Source organism: Paenibacillus sp. NAIST15-1 (assembly GCF_001894745.1).
Lineage (GTDB): Bacteria > Bacillota > Bacilli > Paenibacillales > Paenibacillaceae > Paenibacillus_B > Paenibacillus_B suaedae.
Genome location: NZ_BBYF01000001.1, coordinates 456,449 through 471,031 on the forward strand (window position 1 = coordinate 456,449; position 14,583 = coordinate 471,031).

Sequence of the window (14,583 nt, forward strand, 5' to 3'; positions counted from 1 at the left end):
GTACATCGTAGTACTCATGACCATTAAAATGTAAATTCTGATGAATAGAAATGGAGTTATCGTTGAAATGAGAAAAACAAACCCCTTGCTGCTTCTTCTGCTGTCCCTTGGCGTATTCGGCATTATTACGACAGAAATGGGTATTGTGGGCGTGCTGCCTCAAATATCGCAGAAATACAACATTACAGCTTCCCAAGCAGGCTGGCTGGTCGGTATATTTGCACTCATCGTGGCCGTTAGCGGTCCGTTTCTTACCCTGATCGCATCCCGCTTTAACCGCAAAAGTGTCCTATTGACGGCCATTTCCATGTTTGTTCTGTCCAATCTCGTCTATGCGTTCACCTCGCATTTTGAGGTAATGCTTATATTCCGGATCTTGCCTGCGATGTTCCATCCGATTTTCTTCTCCATCGCACTCGTAGCTGCCGCCAGTCTGGTACCTCCCGAGCAGAGCAGTCAGGCTGTCGTTCGCGTATTTGCAGGTATTACAGTAGGCTTCGCATTTGGTGTCCCGATTACGTCTTACCTTGCTGAACGTATTTCGTTATCCACCTCCTTCTTATTTGGGGCCATCGTGAATGCAATCGCCTTGATAGGTTTGCTTATTTGGCTGCCTTCCATGCCTGTGAAGGAGAAGATGTCTTACGGCAAACAGCTGAGTATTTTACGTAAGCCCGGACTTTGGCTCAACATAGCGGCTGTCATCTTTATTTTTGCAGCGATGTTCTCTGTGTACGGTTACTTTGCCGAATACACAAGCCAAATCACTCGAATGAATGGCTCACTCATCAGTCTCATGCTCATGGTATTTGGGCTTGTTATGATTGCTGGCAACTTTCTGTTCGGAACTTTGCTTCAGAAAAATACTACAAAAACGATACTGCTTTTCCCGCTTCTCTACGCGTTCATCTATGTACTTGTCTATTATGCAGGGTCGTATCTTTCTCTCATGATTGGGATGATATTCATTTGGGGAACTGTGCACTCAGGAGGACTGATTGTCAGTCAAACTTGGCTGACTGCTGAAACAAAGGAAGCACCTGAATTCGGCAACAGTCTGTTCGTTTCTTTCTCCAACTTAGGAATTACGATGGGTACTGCTGTTGCGGGATTTATCATCGCTCACCTCGGCATGCACCAGCTTATCTGGTGTGGAATAGGATTTTCCATGCTTTCGTTTGCCGCAATTACGATCAAAATGAAGCTCTTCGGTGATGCCATGCAAGGAAAAGAACAAGCAGGTCAGTCAGTCGGGGCATAGCAACATTACGGAGATGTATAGTGATTTCGGCTGTTTACTCTAGCTCTGTTCGCTCCAACTCTTGCTTGCACCAGCTTCTTCCTTGCAGCACATAATTGTAATAACAAAACAGGGACTGCACGCGCAGTCCCTGTTCTGTATTTCAATAAACTCAACCGGTTCAATGGTTGCCCTTATTTCACCGTTACACGCAGTGATGTGCTCTTGCCGTCCAATGTCAACTTCAAACTCCCACTGCCCTTAGATACACCTTGCACCGAACCACGCGACGCCTTAATCTTCACATTGGAAGGAACGAATGTCACGGAGGACGTCACATCCACAACTTCACCTGTATCATAAATCGCCTGAACCTTCCACGATGCAGACTGACCGATGCCCAGCTTCACAGTTGTCGGATTTGCTTCCAGCTTCAGCAAGCGAGGCTTCACATGCACTGTAACCTCCAGTTTTCTTCCTTGATACTCACCGACCAGCTTCGTGCTGCCAATAGCCACACCCTTGACAGTAGCTCCGCGAACCGTCGCTACCTTTTCATTTTCAATAGTCCACTTAATACGTGAAGCAAGCGCAATCGTCTTTCCGTTCTTGTAGGTTCCTGTTACCTTAACCGATTGGGACTTGTTCACGTTCGTACGAATTTCAGAAGGAACGATATCATACTTCACAATCTCTTCTTCGATCGTTGCTTTCACAGTCACTTTCACATTGGCAAATGTACCTGTCAACGTCGCACGACCTGCAATGAGGCCCTTCATGTTCCCCTCGCGAACGAGCAAGTTCGGAGAACTTGATTCCCATTTCACTTGAGTCGTTACATTTTCCTCTGTACCATCAGCATAAATAACATTTACTTCTGGCAATGGCTGCTCACGACCCGTTACGATACTGATATCCGCATTGTTCGCCTGCAATACGAGTGCCTTGCGCTGAACATTTACTTCCAAAGGAAGCGTTTGATTGCGAATGCTCGCAGTCAGGAAAGTCGTTCCCGGTGCTGCTGCCTTCATCTTGCCATCTTTAACGGAGACAACACTTTCATTAGAAGATGTCCACTGCACCAGTTCCGATACATCAAGCGTATTGCCGCTCAAGGATACCCCATTGATCTTAGGCAAAGGCTTCACATCTTCCAAGATTAGCTCCTGCTTGCGAACGTCTCCAGGTTTTGCATTCTTATCTTCTTCCGTCCATTTCAACTTCTCGATCGTCGGGTATACCGTAATCTCAACCGACTTCGTCAGCCCTTTGTAAGAAGCTGTTACCGTTGCAGTTCCTTCGCTCTTCGCGTAGACCTTGCCGTGTTCTACCGTTACAGCCATCAGGTTGCTTGATGTCCACTCTGCAAGATCACTAACATCCTGCTGATTATCAGCCGAATTGAGCACGAAGGTCTGCACTTGCAGCGGCCCGTCTCCCAGCATCATGTGCTGTTTCTGATCCGGTGTGATGCGCATCGCTTGGTAAGAAGCACGTACGACCACTGTAATGGATTGCGAAGCCCCAAGATAGTTCGCCGTTACCGTTGCCGAACCTACGTTGATAGGCTTGACTTCTCCGTTCTTCACTTCGACGATATTCGCATCGCTTGTTGTCCAATCTGCCTTACCTGTTACATCTTCGAGCTTGCCGTCAGCAGTCTTCGCCTTGGCGGTTACGGTCTTGGAAGCTGCACCGTATTCGAATTCAACCAGCTTTTCTGGCGACAGCTCCAATTTGTCGTAAGGCTGCTCAACCTTCAGCTCGATCTTCGTGCTTAATCCTTTATGCTTAATGGTAATGTCCGTTTTACCCTTGGACTTCAGTGTAATGACCCCTTTATTCACATCCGCTACATCTGTATTGGAGGAAGTCCAGGAGGCTTCAGCCGTAACGTCATTGTTCGTACTCGTCGATTTGTCCAAGGCGAATGCCTTCCAGGCAAGCTTGTCTCCAAGATTCGCCTTCACTTCATTGGCAACCTCTTGATCCGTATCTCCTGTACGAATAACGATCTTGTCATACAAGTATTCGGATACAACCGTTTTCTTCAATGTATATCCTTGATATTTCACTGTAATTTCCGAAGTACCTTTTCCAGCGCCGCTTACCCAACCAGCGTCTACTTTGACAGCACTCGGATTCGAGGACGTCCACGTAGCCAAGCTCGTAACATCTTTCTTATCTGTCTTTCCGCTGATTGTACCAAGCACCTTCAATTGTACAGAGGAACCTTCAACTGTGACGTGTACTGGAGACACATCTGATTCAAAAGCAATACCTGTAAACGAATCTTCTGCATGAACGATACCTTGGATTGGCAGCATACCGAATAGCAACGTGCATACGAGCGCTATGCTAAGCCATGTCGATTTTTTCCTTGATGGGTACACCTTATCTTCTCCCTTCCCGTTTTGCTCCTGTGAGTAGTTCCAATGGAACAAAAAAGTACATATCTACTATAACGGTAAAAAGGAGGGGAATTATTATCTTATGCAGGCAACTTCTTGCGAGCGGCGGCTATTTTGATACTATAGTCCTACTTTCTTACGAGATTGAAAGAGTGCTGTCATCTAAACCAATGGAAACAAGATGATCCCTCCTGTATCGTTAACGGTGTAAGAATCAATACTGGTAATTGAGGTGGATGACGAATGAAAAAGAAACTTGGCATAGTAGCTACCATGATACTTGTACTTGTAATGGCGACAGGCTGCAGCCTATTCGGCCCTAAGGCAAATGGACTGATTATGTATGGAACGGATGCTCAAATTAAAGATGCATTGGAGAGCACGAAGAATGATGTGTCGAAGACAGATGATTTCGCATTGAAATATGATGCAAAGCAAGCGGATGGCCGTGTCATTGCGATCAGCAAATCAACCGCTCAAGGCTTGTTCAATAAAGGATTGCTTCAGCAAGTGAAGGACAAAGACACAACAGAAGAGATTGCGAAGCTGCCTGAAGTAACAGGCGACAATGCGGTGATCTTCGCGAAGACAGATACAACGGTGACAGAACTGAAAGGTGTGAAGCTCGCTGGTCAGTACGGTGGCGATATTGTAATTGGGGAGTCACGCGGATTTGCCCAAACGATTGTGCTGCTCGATGATGCAGCTTGGGAGAAGCTGAACGCAGACAAGCTTGGCTTAACGGTTGCTCATTTCAAGAAGGATCCGAAGAATGCACTAGTTGACTTGTCTAAAAAATTAGAGAAAGCTCAGATGGTCGTCATTAAAAAGTAAATAACTATATTATAGTCTCCACACAAAAGCACCCTTCTGCAGGTTCGACCACGCGTTCCTATTTGAAGGGTGCTTCTCTTTTGTATATCAACATCCGTCCTGACTTCCTTATGGCTGGCGAATCATTAACCCTTCCATAAAATGAAGGCGATAATAATCCTTAATCGCTTCCTTATCGAGCGGAGCATTCAGCTTGTTCCATTCGGTCGTAAGCGCTTTGTACAATTGAAGCATGACGAAGCTGACGACCTTCGGGTCACCTTGCTTCACTTCTCCACGCTCCATAGCCACACGCACTTCTCGCTCTATGTACTCAAGCAGTTCCTGTTCCATCTTAGCCAGCGCTTCCTTCGCCATCGGCGTCCCGAAGTCGCGCAGCTCCTGGGACAGCTTCAATGCCAGCTCATGGCGGCTTCTATATTCCAGCACACGATCCAACACACGATACAGCTTATCAATAAACGGTCTATCCTCTGTGATTTCCCGATCCGCGATCTCTTTCATCTCGTGGATGAGCTGCTGCAAAATCTCATCGAACAGCTCCTCTTTGTTCGTAAAGAACGTATAAATCGTTCCTTTGCCTACCTTGGCAATCTTCGCTACTTGATCCATCGTCGTCGCTTTGTACCCGAACAGAGCAAAGGATTGCGCTGCCGCTTCCACGATTTGTTTTCGGCGGTCTACGGTCACATCCCCCGCCTCCTTTCTCCTGGCGCACATTTGACTGAATGACCAATTAGAAATTATGGTCATATGCCGTTACCTGAACCTTATCATACCTGCCTGTGAATTTCAACTAAACCAAGGAAAATGACCGCTCAGTTTCGCCGTAATTGGCTGATGCTTCCTTTCAACTTTCAGGTTATAATGGAATATGGGTGAGAACATGCGAAAAAAGAGAATCATCCTTCTATCTGAAGGATTCGGTACAGGCCATACGCAAGCAGCCTATGCCCTATCAGTCGGACTGCGCCAGCTGGAGCCCGATGTCCAAACACGCGTCATCGAGCTGGGCAAGTTCTTGAATCCGACGGTCGGGCCGCTAATCTTCGCTGCTTATCGGAAGACGGTAAGCTCACAGCCGAAGCTGGTTGGACTCTTGTATCGAAAAAAATATAAAAAATCGCTGAACCGCGTCACACAGCTCGCATTGCATCGCATTTTCTACACACAAGCTTCTCATGTGCTCGATCAATTGCGTCCTGATGCGATTGTGTGCACTCATCCATTTCCGAATATCATCGTATCGCGCCTGAAGCGCTCTGGTCTTTATCTTCCATTATATACATTGATTACGGACTACGATGCGCATGGTACGTGGATGAACCCAGAAGTTACAAAATACCTCGTCTCCGCACCAGAAGTACGGAACAAGCTCCTGGAACGCGGGATTGATGATAGCCGCATTGTTGTCACTGGCATTCCTGTTCATCCGAAGTTCTGGGAGCGCTGTCCTCAATCGGAAGCGCAGCAGGAGCTTGGATTGCGTCCGCTTCCGACCGTCATGATTATGGGCGGCGGCTGGGGATTGTCGCTGAATGAGGATTTGCTCCAGTACATGACGACATGGCGCGAACATGTCCAGCTTCTGTTCTGCATGGGCAGCAATCAGAAGGCAATCGCTCGGATGGAACAGGATCCATTGTTCCAGCATCCGAACATACATATATTCGGCTACACGCAAGAGGTGTCGCGTCTGATGGATGCTTCCGATTTACTGGTAACGAAGCCTGGGGGAATGACTTGTACAGAAGGAATGATGAAGGGCATCCCTATGCTCTTCTATGATCCAATCCCTGGACAAGAGGAAGAGAACTGTGAATATTTCATGGAGCATGGTATGGGTGAGAAGATTGAATCCTCGGATACCATTGCACGTTGGTTCAACGAATTACAGCACCACTATGACCGGCTGCGCGAGAAGCGGCAGCTTGGCGCTCTTGCTATGACGGATCCTGAGGCCTGTGCCCGAACCGTGTTGCAATTGCTGCAATAATCATCTACGATTAGGATCTTAGCCAAGGAGTTGATTGCAACATGCTGTTTACTGGAGTAGGCTTCGTCGGATACGCCCTTATCACGCTTGCTCTTCTCATGAGAGCACTCGGCTGGATTACAGGAGCGTTCCTATTCGCTGCCATCATTATTGCCGGTTTCTTCTGTTTCGGTATCGTTGAGAACCGCTTAGGCCTCAGACATCGGATGGTGCGGTATGTCGATTACGCCCCACTCATGGTGCTTGTCATTGCCTATGTTCTCTATCAGGATAATATTGTACGCTACACAACTACTGCTCTACTGCTTCCAATAAGCTTGCTTAGCTCATGGGCTGCAGTTGCCATGGCGAAGACGAAGAAATATCGCACAAGACCGAAGATCGATGAACAACAAGGGCCTCCAAAATATCAATAACTAGGAACCGCCGTGTTCCATTTTAATGGATGTGGGACGGAACATGCATCAGCACGCTTGAATTCCTCTTCCTACGAACAAGTAAGGGCTATCTACCAACAGCTTTCCCTGTTGAATAGATAGCCCTTTTTGATGCGTGCATATGCAGTATGCTCGATGAACGCTTCTATTTTACTACGCTTCCTCCATACAGGAAACGATGTTCCCAGCTAGTGTTGCTCACCGTGTCGATCCGTACGCCGCCTGAAGCTTTGGAATATGTATGAATGATTTTGCCATTGCCCAAGTAAATGCCGACATGTGTAATTCGCTCTTTTGATTTATTCACATTTTTATAACTGGATGCACTGGATCCCTTATAGGACATGAAGAACATCAAGTCTCCACGCTGCAGTTGGCTGATACTCTTCTTCACGCCGCCTTTATCCTTAATATAAGTACCTTGCTTGCGGGAATCTGTCGGCAGTACGATGCCTAATGCTTCCTTATAGACTTGGCGTACAAAGTCGGAGCAATCGAATGTTTTAGTTGTATTCCGATCCGATCCAAATTCATATGGCGTGCCCATGTATTTCTTCGCTACTTTCTCCACTTTGTCCATCTTCGCAGCCTTACTTGATGGAGCAGAAGTCGTAGGTTTATTATTTGAACTTCCTGAAGAGTTAGATCCAGATGCATTCCCTACTCGTATGTATTTACTCTGTGAGCTTACATAGCCCGTGTTGCCTTTGGTATCCTTCACTTTGTACCAACTGCTGTTGGGCTTGTCCAAAATTGTAACGGATTCGCCTGTCTTCACCAATCGAATGATTGAGGATGAAGTACTCGGCTTCGTTCTCAAATTGACGGACTGAACAATCTCTCCGCGATTCTGGTTGGAGCTCGTTACAGATGCAGCTTGTACATTGCTAGTTGCTGCAGGTGCCGCATGCAATGACGGCAATATCATCTGCCCTGCCATTGTGAACATCATTATGCCTAACAGTAATTTCTTCTTCATAGAAATCCTCCTCTAAGTTGTTGTTACATTACTGTAATCGTGAACCGAATGTGAGTTGATGTTCATATGAACAAGATGTCAATTGTTTCTATAATTAAGTGGTTATTCTATTTCTGTAATGACATCCCATTTCCCCTACGCCTAATTATATAGAGTCTTCTTCGTCGGTTTCTATCGGCCTATCCTCTTAAAAAAGACAAAGTTGTAACTTTTTCTATAGGCCTTTGTGCCTAATAATTGGTAGATTAATGGGCTATTTACCATATTCAATCAGTTTTTCCATCTCTATTACTACTCTTTCGAAGCTTATTTATGTGATCTGCTCCGTCTGTCCGTTTTACTAGAAACACAAAAAAACGTGCCCTGAGGACGGATGATACCGTCACTCGCGGGCACGCTGGTCGCGTTCTATGATCATACATTACACCAATTGCTGATGAATTGTTTTGCTTGTATCTGTATCCATTGGCTCCACATGCACATGTACATGAGTAATATTATGCTTGCGCTTCATACGCTGCTCAATATCGTCACAAATATGATGTCCTTCAATGAGGCTTAGCTTCGGATCAACCTGTACGACCACATCAACGAGAACCAGACTTCCATGCAGGCGCGCCTTCACTTCCTTAATCTTGCGCACGCCTTCTGTACTCTCTACCGTCTTGCGCAGGCGATCCAGCTGCGCTTCATCGAATCCGTCCGTCAATGTATGAGTTGCTTCTCGGAAAATATCCCATGCTGTCTTGCATATAATGAAGCCTACCGTTAAGGCGGCAAGCGGATCGAGCCAGCTAATGCCGAGCTGAGCACCGAAAATACCAACTGCTGCGCCAATACTTACAAATGCATCTGACCGGTTATCCTGTGCTGCCGCCATAAGCGCCTGATTACGAATGCGCTCTGCCAGCCGCTTATTATATGAGTACACCGCGTACATCACGATCGCACAGCCAAGCGCTACCCAACCCGTAAGCGGGTTCGGGGTTGTCGACTCGCCATGGAACAATGCTTGTACCGTGGATATGATCACTTGAATCCCGACTGTCGCCATAATAAAGGAAGCAATTAGAGCAGCGATTGTCTCCGCCCGCAAATGACCGTAAGGATGGTCATGATCCGGCGGCTTCTGCGAAATTCGCAGTCCGACAAGTACAGCAAGCGATGCGACGATATCGGTCAAGTTATTCCATCCATCTGCTTGCAGCGCCTTCGATTGGTAGAATAAGCCGATAGCTAGCTTGAATGCGGATAGGGCGATATAGGCAGCAATGCTGATCCATGCTCCTTTTTCCCCTTGTTTCATATCTGCATATATGTCCGCGCTCACGCTGACCCCTCCCTGACTCCTTATTACCAGGCATATTTTGGAATATGCCGTTCCAACCCGGAATCCTATCTTACCTCACCGATCCCGTGTGGGTCTACAGAAACAGTGTTGCCCCTTCTTACAACAATTGAACCGGCAACAACCTGTTGGAACCGGCAAGAAAAGTTGAGTCCACTAAGGAAAGTTGTTCGGCGGCAACAATGTCACATTATGTTAGATTGTGCAGTCAGGAGGGGAAATATTCTTGATTGTGAGAAGAGCGTGAACAGGGGATAAAGTTTTGAGGGGTACGGTGTCTGTATGCTGCACAAACACAACAAGTTTCGCATCCCCCATTCTGAAAATTGAATCGAGCTTGGCCACGAATCGGTTATACAGCCATTATCGGCTACTTTACTTTCTATTTTGCCCGAACGACAACTTGCCTCTTCACCGCTTCCCATTGCACGCTCATTCCACTACGTTCCACAGCCTCGCGCACTGGGATATAAACCTTATTGTCGATCAAGTACCCTTGCGAACTTCCTTCGGGTGCACCTTCCCAGATGACCTTCACTCGCTCGGCACGCAGCTGCTGTTCGGTAGTCGGATTGGGCGATGGCGGCTTCGTACCACTAGTGTCGCCTGACATCGCTTCCTTAGCCTGCACCACCATGTCCATAAATTGTTGCCAATGGGGCAGCAGTCGGGACGGACAAGCCTTCCCGCTCCAATGTTTGTGCGGCATAATGCGTTCCAGTGCAATGCCATACTTGCTAGACAAGATGGCAAGCAGTTCAGCAGCATTGCGCCATGCGGCCTGCTCGTCGAGCCCTGCGTACATACATACTTCGATGCCAATGGACAACGCATTGCCAGGGCCTGTCCCATCCCCAGCATGCCATCCCTGCTCATGATCTCGCAAATGCTGATACACACTCTTATCATCCACCGTATAGTGCCAGCTCTTTTTCGCCCCACCACTACCGTTCAACAAATATCTCGAATGCGCTTCTGCTGTCGCCCCCGCATCCGTATTGTCCGTATTGTGCACGGTAAGATACATCGGCTTCATGGCAAGGTTCGGTTTATTCGCCCTTCCGTCTGGAATCAGGCGCTGCTTAATGTCGATGCTCATCATGAATTCCCCCTTTTCCCTTCAACACTTCCACCGCCTGCTTAATAACCGGCGGCAGCGGTACGCCTAGACGTCCGCCATTTTCAATAATCGACAACAGTTCATTTGCCATATAAAAAAAGACCGTCGCATCTCTGAGTAGATGCTGCCCTCCAAGCACCACATCCACCTGATGCGCGATCGATACGATTACGAAAATAAACACCTTGCGTGCAATGCCTATAAGTCCTACACTGCTACGCAGCTTTCCTTCAGTTCCAGCAGCCATAATGCCAGTGACGTAATCCGCCACGGTCATGATAAGCAGCACTTGCAGCAGCATCGGCCAGCCGCCAAATAGCAGTGCCGTCAATCCTCCACTGGCCGCAATGCTTGATTTTAGCAGTACGTCCCATCTTTCCATGTCAATCCCCCTCTCAAATTGAAATAGCCCTCATGTAAACATGAGAGCTATTATCGAAAAGTAACTCTTAATAATACACCAATGTTCCGATTGCAGACGCCTTTAATGTAGCGCTATATGAGTACTTATACGGCTTTCGAAAAGAAAACTCAGCCACAATTGAGACAGGGCCATTTATGTCAAACGTACTTTTAAAATCTAGCCACTTTCCCTTAGGCCATTCTGAATTAGGATCATTATAAATATATTCTGTCGCCTTGTACGATCTTCCAATAATAATAGGGTGATCATTACTTTCGTACCGTCGTGTCCTAGAATAGGCCGCACTAATAATTTGTTCCTCTACTCCATGTTGATCCTTAAACAATATACGAACGCCCGCTTGATTGTAGTCAGCATTAAGATCTGGTTCATTTTCGACGTGTAACCCCCCAGAAAAAGCCAGGAAAGACTTCATATTCACCGTAGCTATTGTGGTTTGCCAAGTATCTACTTGCCAATCTTCTTGTACTGTACGAGAGTTAGAACGCTGAAAATCTATAGGTTGTATGATCGGTGGAGTCTCAGTTTTAATCTGTCCAATTTTAGTTGCAAGCGTTGCAAAATCATCATTTGCGGATGCCGGTACTCCCTTGGCGTTGAGGGCACCCGCGATGTTATTTTTCGCGTCAACGCCAGATTGAAAAAGGTCTAGTGACCAAGCTCCCCATGAGCCGTTTCTCTTAGCTCTCGTATAATAGCTATTTCTATTAAAACAATATGCATTTTGTACGCACCAAAGTTCATTGTGGCGAATATGTTCAACATAGTGCCATTCATTAGTTGGTGCCCCAACCATATCGGCCCCCATATACCACCCCGTAGGTAAATCTGTATTCAAGTCTGTTACAACCTTAGCATTAACCCCTTCGGTAACTTGATGTTTTTGCCAAGGCCTGCTGTCCGTATATGCTTTTACATTCGACTCAGCCTGATTCGCCTTAGCTTGAGCACCTTCTGGCGTCTCCTTTGCATTCCATGCATTACGTTCGGCTGCAGTGATATGCATTGTAACATCACCCGCATGTGTACCTAATCCCCCTACTGTTTGATCTGTGTAATCCTTTGCATCCTTCAGTATCTTAGTTACATCTGTCTTTTCCGCTGCCTTCTCCTGCACTTCCTTCAACGCTTCGTATGTCTTATTCATTTGCCAGTTCAACCAAGCAGCGGGAGGCTTGTCTTGGACTTTCCAGCCTTCGTCCAGTTTACTTTGCGGGGGCTTGACCCCTTTTTCCTTCCATTCTGGAAGCTCTTTTTCGAACGTCATAATATCGTCACCTCATTTATCATTCGTAATCCTTCTACTCTATCGAACCATCACTCTACACTGGTAGCACATAGTCATTCCCCGGGACATAAAGATCGCCCAGCGTGCCGCCTACGGTCATGGCGTCATCGGCAAGACCGTGCTCGGATTGTTCTAGCTCATCGTAGGCAGATGCCAGCTCGAAGGAGCCCGTTAGGCCTACCTGTGTCACGCGGACGCCAGCGGCGACGAGGCTCTCGACAAGAGAAACGAATTGCGAAGGGCTTAGCCCAACGCCATTCAGCTTCTCGTACGGCACCTCGGTAACTTGAATCGCCGCGGGCTCCGGTTGAATCGGGTCGTCGTACTGCTCGGCGATGCGGAACTCATCCGGTGCTGCTCGAAGAGCTAGAGCGAGCACCTCAATGACGGAATCCAAGCTGCCGCTTGAATTCATGCGGGCCAGCTTGGAGCGCAGGAGCAGTCGATATACCTCGTCGGTCGCTTGACCACGCGCTTGTCCCAGATTGCCGCCGATTTCATCCAGTGCTGCTCCTTCTGCCTTTTCAATGCTTTTCCATTCCGATATTCGCTGAATCGTACTGCTTAACTCGTTCATCTGCTTCAGCCATACATTCACAAGCTGAGCGAAGCAGCTGCCTTCTTTCGCGATGACATCCGGCAGCAGCTCCATTACCTCTGGCAGCTTAAACATAGGTCACCGCCACCTTTATCCGCTCAGGTGCCACACGAGCCACTTCATATAGCGGAATGTTCACGTTGCCGCTGACGAATTCGCCATCGCCGAGCTTCACCTTCAGCTCGAGCACTTCCTCGACGCCAGCCACATTCTGAATGGACGCCAGCAGACGACTGTACACGATACGAGATCCCTGCGGAAGCCCTGTGTAATCCTGCTGATCCGCGCCAACGCCGCCGATATACTGTGCAATCGCCGTGACGATGTCCTCCTTCCCACGAGAAGAAAATGACGAAGTTGCCTTGATTTCGGCCTCAATATGGGCATCGAGCAGCTTCATGCGGCTGAAGCGCACATCATGCTCACCACCGCTGACATCGTGCACTTTTACAGTTTTCGTTCCGTCTGTGCCGATACCCGCTGCTTTTTTCTCAAAAATGGTCTGCGCGATCCGCTCATCCTGACCCCCATACACGTACGTACGAATCGACTTCGCTGGAATGCCTTCTTCGTTCGTCTGCATTGTATCGTTCACTCGTACAGCCGCTGATTTTACATCTGGAATTTGCAGCAGGGCAGATACAATTGCGTCCACGGTTGCCGCATGACTGCCATCTCGCGCAGTACGCAAACGGTCGCGGAACTCGACGTCATTTTCCCGTTCACGCCCCTCAGCCATACTGGCTGGGTTCGTAATGCTCGTAATTTCCTTCACGGAAGTAAGTATTTCTGTAATGGAATCAGCAGGTACGTTACCGATAATGCCTGGTACAGTCGCCACCACAGCCACTTCTCCCTTGCCCGAATCGTCCAATACGCAATCATCCACCGTCATGAACCACACACCTGATTTCGTACCCACTTGTAGTCCTGCTGGAACGATAAACTTCGGAACGCCTGTCAGCTTGATATTCCCATAAGCCGCCTGCTCCAGCTTGCGGCGCAGCCCATAGAATACCGCCAATGCATCAAGCTGCACTCCTGTTGCATATTGAATGTATGACTCGTGGTATACCTGCTCGACATCTTCCCACAGCACAGACAAATGCCATGCAAAGAGCTGCATCATCATGCCTAGCGGAGATGTCTCCGATGTGTTGATGTCTTGTCCGAGCTGCTTGCCTAAATCCTCAACCATTTCTTCATAAATTTCGTGATAGGTTTTACGCTTCAATCCCGCTGCCGTCAGCATAGATAAGCTCAACCTCCTCTCCTTCAGAGCTTGTCATGACTAGGCGTACTTGATCTGTACGCGAGTGCTTGTCTCTTGTCACTTCTACATCCTCGACCGATTGAATGCGCGGTTCATCCATGAGGCAGCGCATAATCGCCTCGCGAATGGTATCCTCATCTACCTGCTTGCCAACCATTCGCTCATGATCCAAGCCCATATCCGGCGCAAAAAAATACTCGCCCAAGCGAGTACCCAACCGAATGCGAACCGCTTGCGTTAATTCCTCACGCCCATCGATCCAAGCAATTTGTCCATCTGATAATTGAAGATCTCCGTCTTGAAGCGCCCACGTCCTCATCCTTCAGCCACCTTTCCGACAATGACGCCGCCACCTTTGCTGGCCTCTGTAAATACAACCAGTACACGGCTCCCACTTTCGATCACGATGTCTTGTGCCTGTTCTAAAATCGGAAGCTGATATCGAATAAGTCCAGCCTCGCCTTCCAGCTCCACATCAGCCGTGCCCGATCCCATGCTCACAATCGTACCCAGCTGCGCTCCTGCTGTTCCCGAGATTCGATGATCCATCCAGGCTTCCAGTGCACTGACCGCTCGATTCGCGCCCATAGCGTCACCTCCTTGTCGCTTAATCGCATCATCATTGCATTTCATTT

At 47.9% G+C, this 14,583-nt stretch carries 15 protein-coding genes; 4 read left to right on the forward strand and 11 right to left on the reverse strand.

Annotated elements, in window-relative coordinates:
- Window positions 1–67: 67 nt before the first annotated feature.
- The gene (locus tag PBN151_RS02015) at window positions 68–1,261 is read left to right on the forward strand and encodes an MFS transporter (RefSeq protein WP_072727427.1); all 1,194 of its coding nucleotides are present in this window, start codon (window positions 68–70) and stop codon (window positions 1,259–1,261) included.
- Between the two features lie 173 nt (window positions 1,262–1,434).
- Here the strand turns inward: PBN151_RS02015 and PBN151_RS02020 are convergent, their stop codons facing one another.
- Window positions 1,435–3,633, reverse strand: a complete 2,199-nt coding sequence (locus tag PBN151_RS02020; protein ID WP_072727428.1) for an Ig-like domain-containing protein — start codon at window positions 3,631–3,633, stop codon at window positions 1,435–1,437.
- A gap of 261 nt (window positions 3,634–3,894) precedes the next feature.
- Between PBN151_RS02020 and PBN151_RS02025 the strand changes: the two genes are divergently transcribed.
- The gene (locus PBN151_RS02025; RefSeq protein WP_072727429.1) at window positions 3,895–4,485 is read left to right on the forward strand and encodes a lipoprotein BA_5634 family protein; all 591 of its coding nucleotides are present in this window, start codon (window positions 3,895–3,897) and stop codon (window positions 4,483–4,485) included.
- 108 nt (window positions 4,486–4,593) lie between these two features.
- Here PBN151_RS02025 and PBN151_RS02030 read toward each other — a convergent pair whose 3' ends face one another.
- The gene (locus PBN151_RS02030; protein WP_072727430.1) at window positions 4,594–5,175 is read right to left on the reverse strand and encodes a TetR/AcrR family transcriptional regulator; all 582 of its coding nucleotides are present in this window, start codon (window positions 5,173–5,175) and stop codon (window positions 4,594–4,596) included.
- A gap of 196 nt (window positions 5,176–5,371) precedes the next feature.
- On the opposite strand from PBN151_RS02030, the gene PBN151_RS02035 reads away from it, so the two are divergent.
- Window positions 5,372–6,481 carry an MGDG synthase family glycosyltransferase gene (locus tag PBN151_RS02035; RefSeq protein WP_072727752.1) on the forward strand — a complete coding sequence of 370 codons (1,110 nt, stop codon included), beginning with the start codon at window positions 5,372–5,374 and terminating at the stop codon, window positions 6,479–6,481.
- A gap of 41 nt (window positions 6,482–6,522) precedes the next feature.
- Entirely contained in the window at window positions 6,523–6,897 is a 375-nt protein-coding gene (locus tag PBN151_RS02040) for a hypothetical protein (RefSeq protein ID WP_028531632.1), read from the forward strand.
- A 166-nt stretch (window positions 6,898–7,063) separates the two neighbouring features.
- Here PBN151_RS02040 and PBN151_RS02045 read toward each other — a convergent pair whose 3' ends face one another.
- The 9 genes from PBN151_RS02045 to PBN151_RS02085 form a co-directional block, all read right to left on the reverse strand.
- Entirely contained in the window at window positions 7,064–7,897 is an 834-nt protein-coding gene (locus PBN151_RS02045; RefSeq protein ID WP_072727431.1) for a C40 family peptidase, read from the reverse strand.
- A 421-nt stretch (window positions 7,898–8,318) separates the two neighbouring features.
- Window positions 8,319–9,227 carry a cation diffusion facilitator family transporter gene (locus tag PBN151_RS02050; RefSeq protein ID WP_083544806.1) on the reverse strand — a complete coding sequence of 303 codons (909 nt, stop codon included), beginning with the start codon at window positions 9,225–9,227 and terminating at the stop codon, window positions 8,319–8,321.
- 400 nt (window positions 9,228–9,627) lie between these two features.
- The gene (locus PBN151_RS02055; RefSeq protein ID WP_072727432.1) at window positions 9,628–10,344 is read right to left on the reverse strand and encodes an N-acetylmuramoyl-L-alanine amidase; all 717 of its coding nucleotides are present in this window, start codon (window positions 10,342–10,344) and stop codon (window positions 9,628–9,630) included.
- A complete protein-coding gene (locus PBN151_RS02060) occupies window positions 10,328–10,747 on the reverse strand; it encodes a phage holin family protein (RefSeq protein WP_072727433.1) in 420 nt (139 codons plus the stop codon). The genes PBN151_RS02055 and PBN151_RS02060 overlap by 17 nt, the downstream gene beginning before the upstream one ends.
- A 67-nt stretch (window positions 10,748–10,814) precedes the next feature.
- A complete protein-coding gene (locus PBN151_RS30945; protein ID WP_072727434.1) occupies window positions 10,815–12,056 on the reverse strand; it encodes a pyocin knob domain-containing protein in 1,242 nt (413 codons plus the stop codon).
- Window positions 12,057–12,111: 55 nt separating this feature from the next.
- Complete coding sequence (locus PBN151_RS02070; RefSeq protein WP_072727435.1) at window positions 12,112–12,750, reverse strand: hypothetical protein; 639 nt, start codon at window positions 12,748–12,750, stop codon at window positions 12,112–12,114.
- Entirely contained in the window at window positions 12,743–13,927 is a 1,185-nt protein-coding gene (locus PBN151_RS02075) for a baseplate J/gp47 family protein (protein WP_072727436.1), read from the reverse strand. Before PBN151_RS02075 ends, PBN151_RS02070 begins: the two co-directional genes overlap by 8 nt.
- Window positions 13,899–14,267 (reverse strand): DUF2634 domain-containing protein, encoded by a 369-nt coding sequence (locus tag PBN151_RS02080; RefSeq protein WP_072727437.1) that lies wholly within the window; start codon window positions 14,265–14,267, stop codon window positions 13,899–13,901. The genes PBN151_RS02075 and PBN151_RS02080 overlap by 29 nt, the downstream gene beginning before the upstream one ends.
- The gene (locus PBN151_RS02085) at window positions 14,264–14,536 is read right to left on the reverse strand and encodes a hypothetical protein (RefSeq protein ID WP_072727438.1); all 273 of its coding nucleotides are present in this window, start codon (window positions 14,534–14,536) and stop codon (window positions 14,264–14,266) included. The genes PBN151_RS02080 and PBN151_RS02085 overlap by 4 nt, the downstream gene beginning before the upstream one ends.
- Window positions 14,537–14,583 lie beyond the last annotated feature (47 nt).